We start from the raw sequence: 18,141 nt of genomic DNA on the forward strand, positions 1-18,141 counted from the left end.
GGGGCCCCGCGGATACTCACCCCACCCGCGCCAGCACCTCCCCCGTCCGTTCGCTCCACGTCACCACCACCGCCTCCTCGGGCACCGGCTGCCAGCGGGTCAGCAGCAGCCAGCGGACGTGGTAGCGGCGGACGACGGTGGCGCGCTCCGCGCGCGTCGAACCGGGGGCGAGGTACGCCTCGACGTCGGCCACCCGGCGCCTGCGCTCCCGCTCGTCCAGCGACGGGTCCGGCCAGGCGGGCGCCGCGAGGTTCGGCCCGTACCCGGCGATGGCGTGCACGGCGTAGTAGCCGTCGGTGATCACGACCTCGCCGGGGCCGATGTGCCGGGCCGCCCAGTCGTACGCGGGCCAGTCGGGCGGCTGCTCGAAGCCGACCGGGTCCAGCGGGCGCGGCACCACCGCCCCGGCGTGCACCGTGAGGAAGCCGAGCAGGGCACCCGCGGCCGTCACCCGGCCCAGCGCCCGCCGCCACCGGCCCCACGGCCGGGGCGCCGCCAGCTCCACCGCCAGGGCGAACTGCAGCGGCACCAGAGTGAGCCCGAGGATGCGGCCGTAGGTGTAGTGGCCGCTGAACCAGCCGTACGCCACCACCGAGCAGTCCAGCGCGAACATCAGCACCAGCGGATCCCGCGCCGAGCGGCGTCCGCGCAGCCACAGCGCGGGCAGTCCGAGCAGCGCCAGCCAGAACTCCCCGGGCAGGTTCAGGTACAGGACGCGGTGCATCCCGTCCACGCTGTCGTCCCCGGCCAGCGCGAACACGTCGAAGTACGGCCACACCGCCGCCGACCCCGCCGCCGCGGCACCCGTCAGCGTCCACCGCGCGACGACCGCCCCGCGCCACCCGCGCTGCCACCCGGCCACCAGCGCCACCGCGCCCAGCGCGGCCGCCACCGACGTGATCGGGTGGACCAGCAGGACCAGGCCGTACAGGGCGCCCAGTACCACGTACCCGGGCAGGCCGCGCAGCCCGCCCGGCCCCACGTACCGCACCCGGCGCGCGTCCCGCGCCCGCGCCCCGGTCAGCGCCCACGCCCAGAAGGTGAGCCCGACCGCGAACGCCGACGGGTAGCCGAGGTTGCCCGTCATCGACATCAGCCCGAGGTAGCCGCTCCACCAGGCCCGCTCGGTCCCCCACAGCAGCGTCATCGCGCCCAGTGCCAGCACCGGCGCCCACGGCCGCGGGGTCAGCACCCGCACGAAACGGCCCAGGCCCGTCAGCAGCACCAGCAGGTTCACCGGCCCGGTGAGCCGCACCACCTCCCAGCCGCCCAGCCCCGTCAGCCGGGCGAACAGGCCCTGCGCCACCGCGTACGGCGAGTAGTAGGCGCTGCCCGCGCCCGGCAGGTCGGCCATCGGATGGCGGGGACGGAGGAGGCCGGTCTTCAGGCGCTCGACGACGGCCGCGTGCTGGCCGGCGTCACAGCACAGCGGCACCGCCCAGTACGCCAGCGACACCAGCAGGAGGAACAGGAAGCCGACGGCCTGGTACGGAGTGGGACGCCAGGTGCGGCCGCCGCGCAGCGCCGTCGCACCGCGCACGGTCCGCCGGACGACGGCGCCGGCGCTCACGGAAGAGGCGATGGATGGGACATTCTGGGCATTTGCCGTATGTTCCCGGCGAGGTCGATGACATGACCTCACGTCACCTCATCGGGTGACGGTCAGTTGGCCGCGCGGGCCCGGTCCGCCTGCCCCTGTGCCGGGAGTGCCACCTGCTCCCGCAGCACCGGCTCCAGCAGCAGCGGCACCCCCACCACCGGCAGCAGCCACGCCAGCACGATCAGCCGCTCGCCCCAGATGTTGATGTCCGGATGCCCGGCCTGGGTGAGGAGCCCGGTGAACGCCGCCGCGACCAGGAAGCCGCCGGTCGCACCCCCACGCCGCAGCGCGCCCCACGCCCCCGCGCCCAGGGCCGCGACGAACAGCGGCTCCCACGCCTGCCGGCGCAGCCACTCCACCCAGAAGTTGCCCTGCAACTGCCAGAACTCCCCCCACGGATCCTCCCGGTCGGGCCGGGCGAAGTGGTCGGTGAGCAGGTCCTGCGCGCTGTCGGTCATGGACGGGTGGTCCAGCAGCCACGCCAGGACCACCGTGCCGACGGCACCGGTCAGGCCCACCGCCGCCAGCGACAGCACGCCCCGGCCCGGCGACCGGCCCCGCCGCCGGCGCCGCAGGGCGATCAGCGCGCCCGCCGCCGCCAGGCACAGCCCCAGGAACAGCGCCTGGGAGTGCTTGACGGCGAACAGCGCGAGCAGCGCCCCGGCGACCAGGGCGAGCCCGGCCCGCTCCCGCCCCGCCCGCAGCACCAGCGCACAGCCCCAGACCGCCGCCAGGGTCAGCGCCATCAGCAGCCCCTCGGTCATCGGGCGCATCGCGGTCGCCCCGCACGGCAGCACGTAGTACAGCGCCTGCCCGGTCAGCGCGAGCGGCACCGGCAGGGACAGGGTGCGCAGGATCAGGAAGGCGAGGACGCCGCCCGCGCAGGCGATGACGACGCTCGCCGCCCACAGCCCCCACGTCACCCCGAAGGCCAGGAGGAACGGCACCAGGAACACCGGATAGCCGGGCCGTGCCTCGAAGATCCGCATGAAGCGCTCCGGCATGAACGGCGTGGTGTGCCCGCCGCTCTGCCCGGCCGCCAGCCGCGGCTCCACCGCTCGCCACTCGCGCTCCCGGCACTCGGCCATGACCCGGTCCGTGGGGTCGACGCGGTGGAAGCGGACCACGTGCACGCCCTGCTCGCGCCGGGCCACCGCCGCCTCACTGGCGCACGCGTGGTCGATGGTGGCGGCCGCCACCTCGCGCTCGCTCCCGCCGCTGAGACTCAGCGCGTACGACAGGTAGTTCTTGGTGTCGGGAGTGACCCGGCCGGTGATGTTCGCGAGCTGGAGCGCCGCGAACACCACGGCCAGGACCAGCACCCAGGAGCGCGGCCTCACGACGAGGTCAGCACGTCGTCGCCGGCCGGGACGGGACGGGCACCGGGCACGGCCACGGGCTCCGGGTCGGGCATCGTCTCGCCCAGCATCAGCGTCCGCACCACCCGCTCGGCGGCCCGCCCGTCGTCGTACTCGCAGAACCGCGCCCGGAACGCCGCGCGCAGCCGCGCCGCCTCCTCGTCCCGCCACGCCCCGGAGGCCAGCAGCCATGCCAGTTCCCGGTAGGAGCGCGACACGTGGCCCGGTGCCTCGGCGGTGATGTCGAAGTAGGCGCCCCGGCTCGCCGCGAAGGCGCCCCAGTCGTCGGCGTGGATCAGGATCGGCCGGTCCAGGAGCGCGTAGTCGAACATCAGGGCCGAGTAGTCGGTGATCAGCACGTCGGAGGCGAGCAGCACGTCCTCGACGTGCGGTTCGTCCGTCGCGTCGATCAGCACGCCCCGCCGGTGCAGCTCCGACAGACCCATGCCGCGCGCCGGCCCGGTGGCGAGCGACGGGTGCAGGCGGACCACCAGGGTGCGGTCCTCGCCGAGGTCGGCGGCGAGCCGGGCCAGGTCGATGCGGTCGACGTGCCCGCCGCGCCGGTAGTCGCGGCGGGTCGGCGCGTACAGCACGACGGTGTGGCCGTCGGGGACGCCGAGCCGCTCGCGGACCCGGCGGCCGTCCTCGGGACCCGCGCCCACCAGCACGTCGTTGCGCGGGCTGCCGGTGGGAACGGACGTGAAGTGGCAGGGGTACGCCCGCTCCCACACCCGCTCAGAGTGCCGGTTGGCGACCAGGCTGTAGTCCCAGCGGTCCGCCCGCCGCAGCATCTGCGGTACGTCGAGACCGTGCCGGGCCCCGGGCTTGCCCAGCAGATCGACGCCCATGTACTTCAGCGGGGTGCCCTGATGGGTGTGGATGTGGACGCTGCCGGGACGCTTGGCCACGGCGCCGGGCCAGTTGACGTTGTTGACGAGGAACGCGGCCCGCTCGGTCACCCGGCGGTAGGCCGCGCTGCCGAGGACCACGTGCTCCGTGTCCGGCGGCAGCGCGGCGGCGCCCTCCTCGTCGCGCACCACCCACACCCCCCGCAGCTGCGGGGCGATCTCACGGGCCTTGCGATGGATCGCCGCCGGGTCGCCGAGCACACCGCGGTGGGAGAACGCCGAGTACACGACCAGGCCGGGGTCCAGCGGACGCCGGGCGTTCACCGCGGTCCGCACCCGCCCCAGGCGCCCGCCGACCGCCCCCCGTGCCTGCCGCGCCCGCCGTTCCAGCTCCCGGCCCGCCCGCCCGGACTGCCGCCGCAGCCGGTAGGCCGCATAGCCGAGCGCCCCGCCCTCCAGCACCCGCAGCTCGGCCGGGACCTCGGCGCCCGCGGGCCGGTGCGCGCGGAACATCTCGACGGTACGGCGGAAGAACTCGGCCCTGTCGGACGGCGGCAGCCGGTCCGGCTTGGACAGGATGTCCAGACAGTGCTCGCCCATCTTGGCGTGCAGGAACGGACGCCACCGCGCGAGCTGCGGGCGCGCGTCGAGGAACGCGAAGACCCGCTCGTACTGCGCGTGGACGTCGAAGTGCTTGCGGCTGGTGGTGGACAGGATGTTGCCCTGGCGGCGCTGCCGGTAGTTCAGGCAGATGCGGTCCAGCGCGGCGATCCGCCCGGCACTGAACATGACCGGGAACGTCCAGGGCGTGTCCTCGTAGTAGCCCGGCGGGAAGGTGAAGCCCTCCCGCTCGACGAAGTCGCGCCGGTAGACCTTGTTCCACACCACCATCAGCAGGTCGAGGATCTCGGGGCGTTCGGCGGCCGTGAAGGTGCCGTCGCCGGCCTCCGCGAGGACGTGGGCCAGGACGTTGCGGCGGGTGCCGCCCCACCAGTAGGTGCGCGCGTAGTCGAACACCAGGACGTCCGGGTCGTCCGTCTCCGCGAGCCGGTCGGCCGTCGCGCGCAGCGCGCCCGGGGTCAGGGTGTCGTCGCTGTCGAGGAAGAAGAGGTAGTCGCCGGTGGCGTGCGGCAGTCCGGCGTTGCGGGCCCGGCCGAGGCCGACGTTCTCCTCCAGGTGCAGCACCCGCACCCGCTCGTCGCGGGCGGCGTACTCGTCGAGGATCGCGCCGCAGCCGTCCGGGGAGCAGTCGTCGACGGCGATGACCTCGATGTCCCGGTAGGACTGGTCCAGCACCGAGTCGAGGCACTCGCGCAGGTAACCCTGCACCTTGAAGCAGGGGACGATGACGCTGAAGCGGGGCACGGCGGGTTCAGCTCCTTACGAGGGGGGCGGCGGGGGCCGGGACACGCTCCGCGAGCGGGATCACGGGCGGCAGGGACTCGGGCGGCTCGCCGAGCAGCACCCGGCGCACCACGCGCTCGGCGGCCCGTCCGTCGTCGAACGTGCAGAACCGCTTCCGGAAGACGGCCCGCAGCGCCGCCGACTCGTCCCCCGCCCACGAACCGTCGCGGAAGACACCGGCCAGCTCCTGAGGCGTCCGCGTCACCGGGCCGGGCGGCGCCGCCATCAGGTCGAAGTAGACGCCCCGGGTCTCCCGGTAGACGTCCCAGTCGTCGGCGTACACGACGATCGGCCGGTCGAGGTTGGCGTAGTCGAACATGATCGACGAGTAGTCGGTGACCAGCGCGTCGGCCGCCAGGCACACGTCCTCGGAGGAGCGGTGCGCGGTGACGTCGATGATCCGGCCGCTGCCCGCCCGTCGGCCGCCCCGGTCGTAGAAGTAGTGGGCGCGCAGCAGCACCACCACGTCCTCGCCGGCCGCCTCGCAGAACGCCTCCAGGTCCAGGCCGCCCGCGTCGAAACCGGTCGCCCAGTCCCGGTGCGTGGGCGCGTACAGTACGGCCGTCCTTCCTTCGGGGACGCCGAGTTCGCGCCGGACGCGGGCGACGTCGTCGGCGGTCGCCGTGCAGTAGACGTCGTTGCGCGGATAGCCGTACTCCAGGTGCTCGTAGGAGCCCGGGAAGGCGCGCTCCCACATCTGGGTGGAGTGACGGTTGGCGGAGAGGTTGTAGTCCCAGCGGTCCACGCGGCCCAGCAGCTTGGTGAAGCTGCCGCTCACCGCCGCCACCACCGGGTACGTCGACTGGTCGACGCCCATCGTCTTCAGCGGTGTGCCGTGCTGCGTCTGGAGGTGCACGCTGCCGGGGCGTTTGACGACGCCCTCGGCGAAGTTGGCGTTGTTCACCAGGTACTTGGCGCGGGCCAGCACCTCCCAGTAGCGCCGGCTGCCGATGACGGCGTGGTCGACGTCCCCCGGCACGGTGTGCGCCTGGTCCGGCTCGACCAGGAACACCGACCGCAGGTGTGGGGCGAGTTCCCGGGCCTTGGCGTGGATCGCGGCCGGGTTGCAGGCGTAGCCGCGGCCCCAGTACGCGCAGTACACGACGAGGTGGGGGTCGAGCGGGCGGCGCAGGTGGCGACGGTACAGCAGGCGGGTGCGCAGGCCGTGCGGGCGCGGCAGGCGCCGCAGCAGCGCGGTCGCGGTGCGGTTGGCGGCGCGCAGGGCACGGAAGCCCGCGTACGAGCCGGAGGCCAGCATCCGGTGCTGCACGCCGAGCCGGCCGCCCGGGGGCCGGAAACCCGCGGGGCGGTGGCGCCGGTAGAGGCGGCTCGCCCGGCGGAAGAAGGCGCGGCGCTCCCGGGGCGCCAGCCGCCGGGGGTGGGTGGCCGTCTTCAGGATCGCGGCGAAGAGCTGCTCGAACAGCGGCCCGAGCCGCTCGGCCGGCAATCCGTGCTCGGCGGCGTACGCCAGCGCCAGTTCGGCCTGGTCGAGGAGGTCCGCGTGGTGCTCGCCGGGCAGGTTCAGCCGGTTGCCCTGCCGCCGCACCAGATGCCGTACGACGACGGAGCGCAGTACCGCCACCCGCTCGGCGCGCGCCGCGACCATCGCGCCGAAGCCGACGTCCGTGAAGTGCCCGTCGGGGAAGGCCAGTTTCCGTTCGGTGAGGAACGTACGGCGGTGGACCGCGCTCCACGCGGGCAGGGTCACGCCGGTGAGGTGCGGGGCCCGGTCGGGGGTGAAGGCGCCGTCCGGGGCCTTCGCCAGCAGCGGGGCGGCCGGGTTGGCCGGGTCGCCCTCCCACCAGGGGACGCGCTCGTGCTCGAAGTACAGGACATCGACGCAGGGGCCGCAGGGGCCGCCGCCGGTGTCCGTCAGCCGCGCGTCCAGCGCCGCCAGCGCGCCGGGGGCCAGGACGTCGTCGCCGTCGAGGAAGAGCAGGTACGCGCCGGTCGCCGCCCGCATTCCCGCGTTGCGCGCGCCGGCCAGCCCGGCCGACGGCGGCGCGTCGACGGGCGCCACCCGGGAGTCCCGCTCGGCGCGGGTCTCGACGACCTCCGCCGCGGTGCGGTCCGGGGCGTCGCGGACCGGGATCAGCTCGAAGTCGCCGAAGGACTGGGCGAGGACCGAGTCCAGCGCCTGTGACAGCCGCCCCGCGACCCCATGGGACGGGACGATGATGCTGAAGCGGGGCATACTGCTCTTTCTCTCGTTCTCCTGGTCCGACGGGAGCCCTCCGTCGCTCCGGCCGTCCGGCGGCCCGGCCGTCCCGTCGGCCGCCAGGTGGGCGGCCGGGTCGGAGTGGGCCGCGACGAGCTGCGGGGCATGCGAACTCCCAGTGGGCAAACGGCGGTCAGAGGCTGTCGGTGACGGTGCGCGGCCCGGCGGGTTGCGGCACGGTGGCCAGCGGGGTGCGGGCGAGGGCCGCGGCGGCCGAGGGCGCGGGGCGGCGCCCGGCGAGCGGCACGACGGGCGGCAGGTCCGTCTCGCCCAGCACCACCCGGCGTACGACGCGCTCGGCGGCGCGACCGTCGTCGTACGGGCAGAACCGCTCCCGGAAAGCCGCCCTGAGCTGGGTGGACCGCGAGCCGCGCCAGTGGCCCCCGGCGAAGATGTCGATCAGCTCGTCCTCGTCCCGCGCGACGGCGCCCGGCGGGAAGGCGCGCAGGTCGACGTAGGTGCCGTGGACCGCCTCGTACGCCTCCGGCTCGTCCGCGTGGAGCACGATCGGGCGGTCCAGGCCCGCGTAGTCGAACATCAGTTCCGAGTAGTCGGTGACAAGGGCGTCCGAGGCCAGGCACAGCGACGGCACGCTCGGGTGGTCGCGGACGTCGACGATCCGGCCCCCGGACGCGGGGAGCGGGTCGTCGTGCCGGTGGTCGTGCCGGTGGTCGGGGCGGAACAGCACCATGAACCGCGGGCCGAGGCGGGTGACGACGCGCTCCAGGTCCAGCGCGACCCGCTGGGTACGGCGGTAGGCGCGGTGCGCGGGCGCGTACAGAAGCGCGACCGTGCCCTCGGGGATGCCGAGGCTCTCGCGCAGCCGGGCCACGTCCGCGGCCGTCGCCCGCTGGAAGACGTCGGTGCGGGGCCGGCCGTACTCCAGGGTGGTGTAGCCGCCGGGGTGGACGCGTTCGCAGACCAGGGTGGAGTGGCGGTTGGCGGAGACCACGTAGTCCCAGGTGCCGGCGTCGCGCAGCAGCCGGGCGAAGTCCGTGCCGCGGGCGGCGGCCGGGCGCTCCTGCAGGTCCAGGCCCGTGTGCGCCAGCGGGGTTCCGGCCTGCGTCTGGACCAGGATCTGCCCCCGCCGCCTGACCAGGCCGGTGTCGAAGGCGGCGTTGTGCACCAGGTACCGGGAGCGGGCCAGCGCCGTCCAGTACGCGGCCGTGCCGGGCGTCAGGCGGCGCGTACCGGGCGGCACCGTGTGCTGGTGCGCGGGGGCGGCGGCCCACGCCGTGCGTACATGCGGGGCGAAGGTACGGAACGCCTCCTCCAGCGCGCCCGGGTTGCAGCCGTGGCCCCGGTCCCCGTCGGCGGCGAAGACGGCCCGGTCGGCGCGCAGGGGGAGGCGGCGCTGGACGCGGTAGTGCAGGCGGAGAGCGACGGTCCGGGCGGTGCGCAGCAGCTTGGCGGCGCCCTTCAGCGTCCGGCGGCGCACGGCCGACGCCAGCCGCAGCGCCTCGTAGGTGCGGCGCAGGCCCAGCCGGAGCAGGCCGTGGCGCAGCCGCACGGGCAGCGGGGCGGGGGCGCCGGGGACCCGGTAGCGGCGGCAGTGGACGCGGGCCCGGCGCAGGAACTCGGCGCGAAGGGAGCGCGGGAGGCGGTCGGGGCGGGTGAACACCGTCGTCAGGTGGTCGGCCATGCGGCGGTACAGCACCGGCCGCCAGCGGGCCTGCTCCGGGTGCGACTCGAGATGCGCGAAGACCCGGTCGTACTGCGTGAAGACGTCCAGGTGCCGCTCGCTCGGCGTGCCCAGGATGCTGCCCCGCCTGCCCTGCCGGTAGTGGACGCAGACCCGGTCCAGGGTGGCGATGGACTCCGCCGCCATCAGGACCGGGTAGGTCCACGGCGTGTCCTCGTAGTAGCCGGTCGGGAACGCGAAGCCCTCGCGTTCGGCGAACTCCCGCCGGACCGTCTTGTTCCAGGCCACCATCAGCAGCTTCAGCAGCCCCGGCCGGTCTGCCAGCCGGAACGGCGCCGGGCCGTGCTCGGTCAGGTGGGCGGCGGCCCGGTTGCGGACCGCCTCGCCGGTCCCGTACGTGCGCGCGTAGTCGTAGACCAGGACGTCCGGCTCCCCGGTCTCCTTGATCCGGTCGGCGACGGCCCGCAGCGCGTGCGGGGCGAGGGTGTCGTCGCCGTCCAGGAAGACCAGGTAGTCGCCGCCCGCCCGCTCCATCCCCGCGTTGCGGGCGGGGCCCAGGCCCTCGTTCCGGGGCAGGTGCACGGGACGTACGCGCGGATCGCGGGCCGCGAACTCGTCGGCGATCGCGCCGCAGGCGTCCGGCGAGCAGTCGTCGACCACGATCAGTTCGAGGTCCGGATACGACTGGGACAGCACCGATTCCAGGCACGCGTGCAGATACGCCTGCACCTGGTACGCGGGGACGATGACACTGAACCTGGGCACGGGGACATCCATGGGTCGGCGGGGTCGGCGCGGGCGTTCGGCCCGGGAACGGCCAATGGAGTGACTTGGTTACGGTCCCTGCGGCATTCGGGGGAACCGGCGCACACACGGACGAGGGGCGGGCCGGTGACCGGCCCGCCCCCCAAGGGTGGTGTCGCTGACGGCTACTTGACGGCGCCCGCCATCACGCCGGAGACGAACTGCCGCTGGAACGCGAAGAACACGGCCAGCGGGATCACCATCGAGATGAAGGCGCCCGGCGCCAGTACGTCGATGTTGTTGCCGAACTGCCGCACCTGCGTCTGCAGGGCGACCGTGATCGGCTGGCTCCCGGAGTCCGAGAAGATCAGCGCGACCAGCATGTCGTTCCACACCCACAGGAACTGGAAGATGCCGAGGCTCGCGATCGCGGGCCCGCCGAGCGGCATCACGACCCGTGCGAACAGCCGGAGTTCGCCGGCGCCGTCGAGCCGGGCCGCCTCCAGGAGCTCCCTCGGGATCTCCGCGAAGAAGTTCCGCAGCAGGAACACCGCGAAGGGCAGGCCGAAGGCGACGTGGAAGAGGATCACGCCGACGATCGAGCCGAAGATACCGATCTTGCCGAAGAGTTCGGCGATCGGGATCAGCGCCACCTGGACGGGCACGACCAGCAGCCCGACCACGGCCAGGAACCACCAGTCCCGGCCCGGGAACTCCATCCACGCGAACGCGTATCCGGCCAGGGCCCCGATGACCACGACCAGCACCGTCGCCGGGACCGTGATCAGTGCGGTGTTGAGGAGGGACGAGGTGATGTCGCCGTTCTTCAGCAGCTCCTCGTAGCTCTGGAAGGTCAGCTGGGACGGCTCGGTGAAGACCTCCCACCAGCCGCTCGCCGCCATGTCCCGCGGGGTGCGCAGCGAGGACAGCAGCAGGCCGATCGTGGGCACCAGCCAGAACAGGCCGACGACGATCAGGAACACCTGGACCAGCCCGCCGCTGACGCCCTCGGCCAGCCGTGCCCCCAGCGACCGCTTCGCCGTCCCCAGCGACCGCTTCGCCGTCATCGCCGCACCTCCCGCCGCAGTCGCCGTACGTTACTGCGCCTTTCCGGGGGGTAACCCCCGGACCCCCAGCCATCCCGCAGCGGACGCCGCCTCATCGCCGCACCTCCCGCCGCAGTCGCCGTACGTTGAACCACATCACCGGGATGACCAGGAGCAGCAGGAACACCGCGATGGCGCTGGCGATGCCCGGCTGGTCGGAGGCGAAGCCCTTGCGGTACAGCTCCAGGGCGAGCACGTTCGCGTCGTCCTGGGAGGAGCCGGGCGCGATGATGAACACCAGGTCGAAGACCTTCAGCACGTTGATCATCAGGGTGACGACCACGACAGCGAGAACCGGAGCCAGGAGCGGCACGGTGACCCGCCTGAAGACCTGCCACTCGTTGGCGCCGTCCACCCGGGCCGCTTCGAGCAGCTCCCGGGGGACCCCGGCCAGTCCCGCCGCGATCAGCACCATCGCGAAGCCCGCCCACATCCACACGTACGACCCGATGATGGCCGGGGTGACGAGCGAGGGGCCGAGCCAGTTCAGGCCGTTGTAGGGCTCCTTGAAGTTGTCGGCGGGCAGTCTGAGCTGCGCCCCGTCGGCGGCGGCGGGCAGCGTGAAGGTGCCGTCGCCGGCGGCCTTCGTCGACGCGACGACCTTGCCGTCCTTGACGGCCTCGATCTTCATGCCGGCGTAGCCCAGTTCGGCCGCGTCGACGCCGCCCAGCTTCCCGACGCCCTTGCCGCGGGTGAAGTCCTGCCAGGTGGTGCCGGTGACCTTCCCGTCCTCGGGCTCGGCGGGCACGGCCTTCTTCGCGTCGTCCGGCATCAGGTCGGGGGCGACACCGACGAGGGGGAGGACGACGATCTCGCCCGCGCTCACCGGCTGCTTGGTGATGAACGCACCCCCGCCGGCCGGCTCCAGCGGCGACTCGCGGCCCGGGTGCGCCTTCGGGAACGCCGACGACTCGGCGAACGTGTCGTGCACCCCGACCCACACCGCGTTCGCGACGCCCTTCTCCGGGTCCTGGTCGTACACCAGGCGGAAGATGATGCCCGCCGCGAGCATCGAGATCGCCATCGGCATGAAGACGACCAGCTTGAACGCCGTGCCCCAGCGCACCCGTTCGGTCAGCACCGCGAAGATCAGGCCGAGTGCGGTGGCGACCGTCGGCGCGAACACCACCCAGATGACGTTGTTCTTCAGCGCGGTGCGGATGCCGTCGTCGGTGAACAGCGCCTGGTAGTTGTCGAATCCGGCGAAGGAGCCGCCGGACTGGTCGTAGAAGCTGCGGATCAGCGAGTACCCGATCGGGTAGACCACGAGCGCGCCGAGCAGCACCAGGGCGGGCAGCAGGAACAGCGCCGCCACAGTCCTGCGGGTGCCGGTCACGCTCTTGCGCGACTTGGGGGCGGCGGGGCCCGGTGAGGCCCCCGCCGCCGTGGCCGACGCCATCGCGTCAGCCTCCGTAGGCGGCGGCCGCGGCCGCCTCCAGCTTCGCCTGGGCGCCGGCGACGTCCTTCGGGTTCTTCAGGAAGTCCTGCAGTATCTTCCACTCGCCCTTGCCGGGCGTGCCGCCGAAGGCCTGCGGGGCCTGGTCCGACATGTCGAAGCGGAAGTCGTCGCCGGCCGCGACCAGGGCCTCGGCGATCTTCTTCTGCACCTCGTTCGGGTAGACCGACGTGTCGATGCTCTTGTTCGGTGAGAGGAAACCGCCCAGCTTCGCGTGGATCGCCGCCGCGTCCGGGGAGGCCAGGAAGGTGGCCAGCGCCTGCGCCGCCTTCGAGTCCTCGAGGATCACGGCCGCGTCGCCGCCGGAGACCACCGGCGCGGTGTCGCCGACGGCCGGGAACGGGAACACCTTCGCGTCCGTGCCGACCTTCGCCTCCGTCTCACCGATGTTGACCTGCACGAAGTCGCCCTCGTAGACCATGCCGGCCTTCGGCTGGTCGCCGCCGGTGAAGGTCTGCGTCACCGAGGCCGGGAACTCGGTCTGCAGCGCGCCGGTCGGGCCACCCGCCAGGTAGTCCTTCTTGCCCCAGATCTCGGCGAGGGTGGTCAGGGCCTCCTTCACGGACGGGTCCGTCCACTTGATCTCGTGCTGGGCGAGCTGGTCGTACTTCTCCGGGCCGGCCTGGGAGAGGTAGACGTTCTCGAACCAGTCGGTGAGGGTCCAGCCTTCCGCGCCGCCGACGGAGAACGGCGTGACGCCGGAGTCGTAGACCGTCTGGGCGGTGGTGAGGAGCTCGTCCCAGGTCTTGGGCTCGGTCGCGCCCGCGTTCTCGAAGACCTGCGTGTTGTACCAGATCAGGGACTTGTTGGCGGCCTTGTAGTAGACGCCGTACTGCTTGCCGTCGACCTTGCCGATGTCCTGCCAGCCCTGCGAGTAGTTCTCGCCGAGCTCCTTGGTGGCCTCGGCGCCCAGCGGCTTGGCCCAGCCCTTGTCGACGGCCTGCTTGATGGCGCCGGGCTGCGGGAGCAGGGCCACGTCCGGCGGGGCGCCGCCCGCGATCTTCGAACCGAGGAAGTTGATGATCGGGTCCTGGGCGGGCACGAAGGTCACCTTCGCGCCGGTGAGCTTCTCGAACTCGGCGAGGACCTTCTTGAAATTCTTCTGCTCGGTACCGGTCCAGACGGCGGCGACCTCCAGGCTCTCGCCGTCCAGCTTCGGCAGGGTGACGGTGGAGGCCGGCTCCTCGTTCCCGCCCGTCCTGCCGCCGTTGTCGCCGCTGCCGTTGTCGTCGTCACCGCCGCACGCGGTGAGCGAGAGGGCGAGCGCTCCCGCGGCGAGGGCGGCGGCGGCCCGGGTGGTCGTCTTGAGGGTCCTGCGAGTACCGCTTTTGCGAGTTCTGCGAATCCGCATGGTGCTGCTCGTGCGCATCACTGCCCCGTTCTTCGTTCCTCGTCGAACGTCCGGCGCTGTCCCGTGCGCTCTGGTGTACGCCAGGGGGGTGAGGGCGGCAAGAGCGCCTCCGCTGTCAACGGGGGGATCGTGACCGCGTCGTGACCAGGCACCCGGCGCTGGTGCGGGCGCGGTCGGGGACCGCCGCCCCCGGACCCCCGCTTCGGCCTGAACGGCCTTGTCCTCAAACTCCCCCAGAGGGGGGACCCCCAGGACGGGCTGAATTTCCCCGGCGTCACAGCAGCGACGGCACCTCCGCCGCCGCCACCTCCCGCGCCGCCCGCTCCAACGCGCTGGCCAGCAACGCCAGATCCGTCGGACCGTTGCCCAACTCCCGCACGGGACGCCGGGTGGGCGGGTCGCCCATGCGGTGCCACTCCAGCGGCACCACCGTGGGCCGCAGGGTCGCCGTCCGCGGGATGCGTCCCGTGACCCGGCCGCCCTGGAACACCACGGCCCGCCCGTCCGCGTACGCCAACCGCCCGCGCCCCGGCATCGGTTCGTCCGGCCCCGGCGCGGGCGCGTCCAGGGTGACCCGCAGGGTGGCGCGGAGGGCCGGCTCCGTCTGCGCCGTACGCCCCCCGGGCGCGGTGGCGGCCACCAGGTGCACGCCGAGCCGCTCGCCGTCCCGCGCGACCGCCTCCAGCGCCCGCATCACCGACCCCGCCGCGGGCCGCCCGGGCGAGCCCAGCGGAGGAGTGACGAGCGCGTCGAGGTCGTCCACGACGACGACGAGGCGGGGCAGGGGCGGCACGGCCGCCGCTCTGCGTCGGGCGGCGCCCGGACGCAGCCGCAGCGTGGAGCTGGGCGGGGACTCGACGTCCCCGGCGTCCGGTATCGCACCGGGCCCGCCGCCCGCCGGCGTGCGCTGGGCGACCAGCCGGCCGGACACCTCGCGCCCGGTGTGCCACTCGGCGAAGTCCGACCGGCCGAGCAGCTCGGCGCGCCGCTTCAGCTCGGCGCCCAGGGACTGGGCGAACTCCCGCATCCGGACCGGGTCGTTGGCGGTGAGGTGGGTCGTGACGTGCGGTACGTCCGTACAGACGCGCAGTCCCTCGCCGTGCCCGCCGCCCGCGCCCACGCTGTCGCGGCCGTCCATCAGGACGATGCAGAGGCGGTCGGGGCGCTCGGCGGAGGCGAGCGAGGCGACGAGCGCCCGCAGCAGTTCCGTACGGCCGCTGCCGGGCGGGCCCTCGATCAGCAGGTGGGGTCCCTCGGCCGTGAGGTCGGCCGTGACCGGGCCGCGCGGTCCGGCGCCCAGCACGGCGTGTGCGCGTCCGCCGAGGGCGTCCGTGTCGTCGGCCGCGTCCGCCCACCGGGCCATCAGGGAGGCCGGGGTCGCCCGGGCGAGGCCCAGCTCGTCGAGGAGCCGGGCCGCTTGGGGCAGCGGCGCGGACACGCGCGCGTGCCGTTCGCCGCCGACGGGAGCGTCGGTGCGCAGCGGCGCCAGGGCGCGCGCGAACCGCTCGGCCCAGGCGAGGGAGACGGCGTCGGCCGTGCCGAGGGTGCCGTGCCCGACCGGGCCGGCGGGGGCGGCCGCGGCGCCCGGGACGGCGCCCGCGCGGGCGATGCGCAGCAGCCGCAGCGCCGTCGCCACGTCGCCGCTGAGCAGGGCCACGGCACCGCACTCCCGGAACACCGGCGACACGGCGCAGGCCGCCTCGTACGTCTCCGTCACCGGGGACGTGGGGGAGGCGGCGGCCGTCTCGGCGAGGCACACGATGTGGATGCCGGCCCGCGGTCCCTCCTGGGCCAGCCGCGCCACCGTCTCGCGCACGTCGGCGCCCCCGGGGTCGCCGTCCACGACGACCACGGTGTACGGCCCCGCGAAGCCGCCGACCGGGGCGGTCCCGTCGTCGGGCTGCGCCCAGGAGGGCTGTTGCCGGGCGGTGGCCTGCGCTGCGTCCTGTGCGGGGGTCGTCGGCTGGGCCGGGATCGTGCCGACGGGAGCCGGCGGGCGTGCTCCCGTCCGGGTGTCCGCCAGGTGGTCCTCCAGGCGGCGGAGGAGCTCCTGGGCGCGGGCCGTGGCCTGCTCGCGGTCGTAGGCGAGCAGCAGACGGCAGTCCTGGCCGTGTCCCGGGCGCAGCTGTGGCAGCCAGCCCAGCCAGGACCACTCGGCGGTCCGCTCCGCCAGTGGACGGGAACGGTCCGCGCTGATCAGGACCATCTCCAGGACGTCGGCGGAGTGCAGCGCGGCGAGCTGGGCCAGCACCGCGCGGGCCAGCCCGGCGAGCCGCGCGCGCGGGCCCGCCAGGCCGAGCGCCCCGACCTCGCGCAGCCCGGCGGTCACCGGGACCGCGGGCAACGGCGCGTCGCCGCCGGGCGCCACCCGGTCGGCCGTACCGAGCCGCACGGTGAGCGCCTCCGGGTGGCCCGGTCCGCGCTCCCACAGCCGGGGCCCCGGGCCGAGCGCGGCCAGCAGCAGCGAGGCGGGGTCCGGCCAGGTCTCCGGGGTGCCTGAGGTGCCGCCCGGGGCGGCCGTGGGTGCCGGTCCCGCGTTTTCCTCGTCGTACGCGTACGTGCCGGCCCCGGCGGCCTCCTGCGCGCCCCCGCGCCCCCCGGCCAGCCGCCGCGCCCAAGCACCGAGCCCACCACGCCGGCGCACACCCTGCGGCACGTCGGTCCCGCGCAGCGGTGTCCCTTTGCGCCCGGTACCACGGTCGGAACGCTCGGCCCCTTGCCCGGAACCACCCGCCCCGCCCAGGAGACCGCCCCCGGAAGAGCCCCCCACGCCGCCGCCGGACCTGCCCGCACCGCGGGCACCGGTCTCATACGCGCCCGCGGGGTACGCGCCGCGCCGGTCCCCTCCGGACGCGTCTGTACCCGGCCCGCCGGTGTCGTAGGCCCCGGGCCCCCCGGTGCCGTACCCGTCCGTGTTCGCCCCGTCGGCCCCGTGTGCGCCCGCGGGGTACGCCCGGTGTCCGTCGGCTCCGGGCGCGCCTGCGCCCGGCCCGCCGGTGTCGTAGGCGTCCGAGCCACCGGCGCCGTACCCGCGCGCGCCCGCCCCGTCGACCCCGTGCGCGCCCCCATGCGTCTCGCCCCCGGCAGGGGCCCGGCGGGGCAGGCCCGCCGTGGGGGCGGTGCCGTGGCTCTCCACGTGGGGTGCGCCGCCCTGGTCGGGCACCTGGAGCGGTACGGCGCGGGCTGCGCCGGTGTCGTACTCCCCCGTGCCGTAGGCGTGGTGCGTCCCCCCGGCGGGGCCGGGCCCTCTCCCGGTTCCGGACTCACGCGCGGCTGCTACCGCCCGTGCCGGGCCGTGCGTCGTACCCGTGCCGTACACCGTCGTCGCCCCGCCGGCCGCGCCGTCCGCCACGCGCGCGTGAGTCACCTCGGGCCCGCCGCCCGGCGGGGGCGTCTGCGCGGCGGACAGCCGCACGAACCCCTCCCCGTCCGGCGTCGTCGCCACCCGCGCCTCCGCCGCGGGAGGCACCGGCAGGAGCCGCAGGGCCGACTCGCCGATCCTCAGCAGCGCGCCCGGCGCGAAGCGGACCGGGCGGTCGCCGACCCGGGTGCCGTCCAGGACGGTGCCGTTGGTGGAGCCGAGGTCGGCGACGGAGACGCGGCCGTCGGCGGCGACGGTCACGGCGCAGTGCATCCGGGAGACGTCCGGGTCGTCGAGCGCGACGTCGGCGTCGGCGGAGCGGCCGAGCCGGATCTGCCCGCCGTGCAGCAGGTGGACGCCGCCCGCGTCGGGACCGGCGACGACGTGGAGCTGGGCGGGGGCCTCGGCCGGCTCGGTGTGCGGGTCGGGCTCGCCCGGGGCGCCCAGGCAGAGCACGGCACCGTCGATCAGCGGCGGCTCGCCCAGGGTGCTGCGCTGGGTGTCGAGCCGCTGCGCACCGGCGTAGAGCACCACCTGGCCGGAGCCCGGGCCCTCGCCGCCGGGGAGCGCCGCGGCCAGCGCGGAGGCGACCGCGGCCAGGGCCGTGCCGGCCGGAGCGGTGACCAGGACGTCGCAGCTCGCGGCGCGGCCCCCCACCGACGCGTCTCGGCCGCCCACCGGAGCATGCGGGCCCAGCGGGTCTACGACGGTCAGCCGGATCTGCATCGCCGTCAGCGGTCCCTTCGCGCGGGCGCCCGCGCGCCGGGACAGAAGCCGTTCACCACGGTCCCCCCACCGCGGACTTCCCCCACCGCCACACGAGCACGTCGGCCAGTACTGCACGCATCCTCGCACCTGCCACTGACAACGCGCCCGCCCCCCACCGCCAAATGATCTTGAATGGTCGGCTCTGCCCGCAAAAGTGCCTGACACGTGCCGTCCCGATGATCGAATGACGTCCGCTTGAGATCGGTCACGTCCGGCCCCGGCAACCAAGGGACCGGGTCGAGCGTCTTTCTTTCGAAGCCGGCCCGGAAACCAGAACGCGTCCAA

9 protein-coding genes are annotated in these 18,141 nt (G+C 74.6%); all 9 read right to left on the reverse strand.

All coding sequences use genetic code 11. From position 1 onward, the window contains the following. Positions 1–16 precede the first annotated feature (16 nt). Complete coding sequence (locus ACIGO6_RS00160) at positions 17–1,570, reverse strand: hypothetical protein (RefSeq protein WP_399869438.1); 1,554 nt, start codon at positions 1,568–1,570, stop codon at positions 17–19. Between the two features lie 92 nt (positions 1,571–1,662). Further along, positions 1,663–2,940, reverse strand: a complete 1,278-nt coding sequence (locus ACIGO6_RS00165) for a hypothetical protein (RefSeq protein ID WP_399869440.1) — start codon at positions 2,938–2,940, stop codon at positions 1,663–1,665. Then, positions 2,937–5,171, reverse strand: coding sequence for a CDP-glycerol glycerophosphotransferase family protein (locus ACIGO6_RS00170; RefSeq protein WP_399869441.1), 2,235 nt, complete (start codon positions 5,169–5,171; stop codon positions 2,937–2,939). The genes ACIGO6_RS00165 and ACIGO6_RS00170 overlap by 4 nt, the downstream gene beginning before the upstream one ends. A 7-nt stretch (positions 5,172–5,178) precedes the next feature. Continuing rightward, positions 5,179–7,404, reverse strand: a complete 2,226-nt coding sequence (locus ACIGO6_RS00175) for a CDP-glycerol glycerophosphotransferase family protein (protein WP_399869443.1) — start codon at positions 7,402–7,404, stop codon at positions 5,179–5,181. A 157-nt stretch (positions 7,405–7,561) separates the two neighbouring features. Continuing rightward, positions 7,562–9,835, reverse strand: coding sequence for a CDP-glycerol glycerophosphotransferase family protein (locus ACIGO6_RS00180; protein ID WP_399869445.1), 2,274 nt, complete (start codon positions 9,833–9,835; stop codon positions 7,562–7,564). Positions 9,836–9,999: 164 nt separating this feature from the next. Next, positions 10,000–10,881 (reverse strand): carbohydrate ABC transporter permease, encoded by an 882-nt coding sequence (locus ACIGO6_RS00185; RefSeq protein WP_399869447.1) that lies wholly within the window; start codon positions 10,879–10,881, stop codon positions 10,000–10,002. A 91-nt stretch (positions 10,882–10,972) separates the two neighbouring features. Then, entirely contained in the window at positions 10,973–12,256 is a 1,284-nt protein-coding gene (locus ACIGO6_RS00190; RefSeq protein WP_399871534.1) for a carbohydrate ABC transporter permease, read from the reverse strand. A gap of 67 nt (positions 12,257–12,323) precedes the next feature. Then, the gene (locus tag ACIGO6_RS00195) at positions 12,324–13,745 is read right to left on the reverse strand and encodes an ABC transporter substrate-binding protein (protein ID WP_399869449.1); all 1,422 of its coding nucleotides are present in this window, start codon (positions 13,743–13,745) and stop codon (positions 12,324–12,326) included. A 256-nt stretch (positions 13,746–14,001) separates the two neighbouring features. After that, on the reverse strand, positions 14,002–17,814 hold the full coding sequence (locus ACIGO6_RS00200) for an FHA domain-containing protein (protein WP_399869450.1): 3,813 nt from the start codon (positions 17,812–17,814) through the stop codon (positions 14,002–14,004). Positions 17,815–18,141 lie beyond the last annotated feature (327 nt).

The organism is Streptomyces sp. NPDC053750 (assembly GCF_044544295.1).
GTDB lineage: Bacteria > Actinomycetota > Actinomycetes > Streptomycetales > Streptomycetaceae > Streptomyces.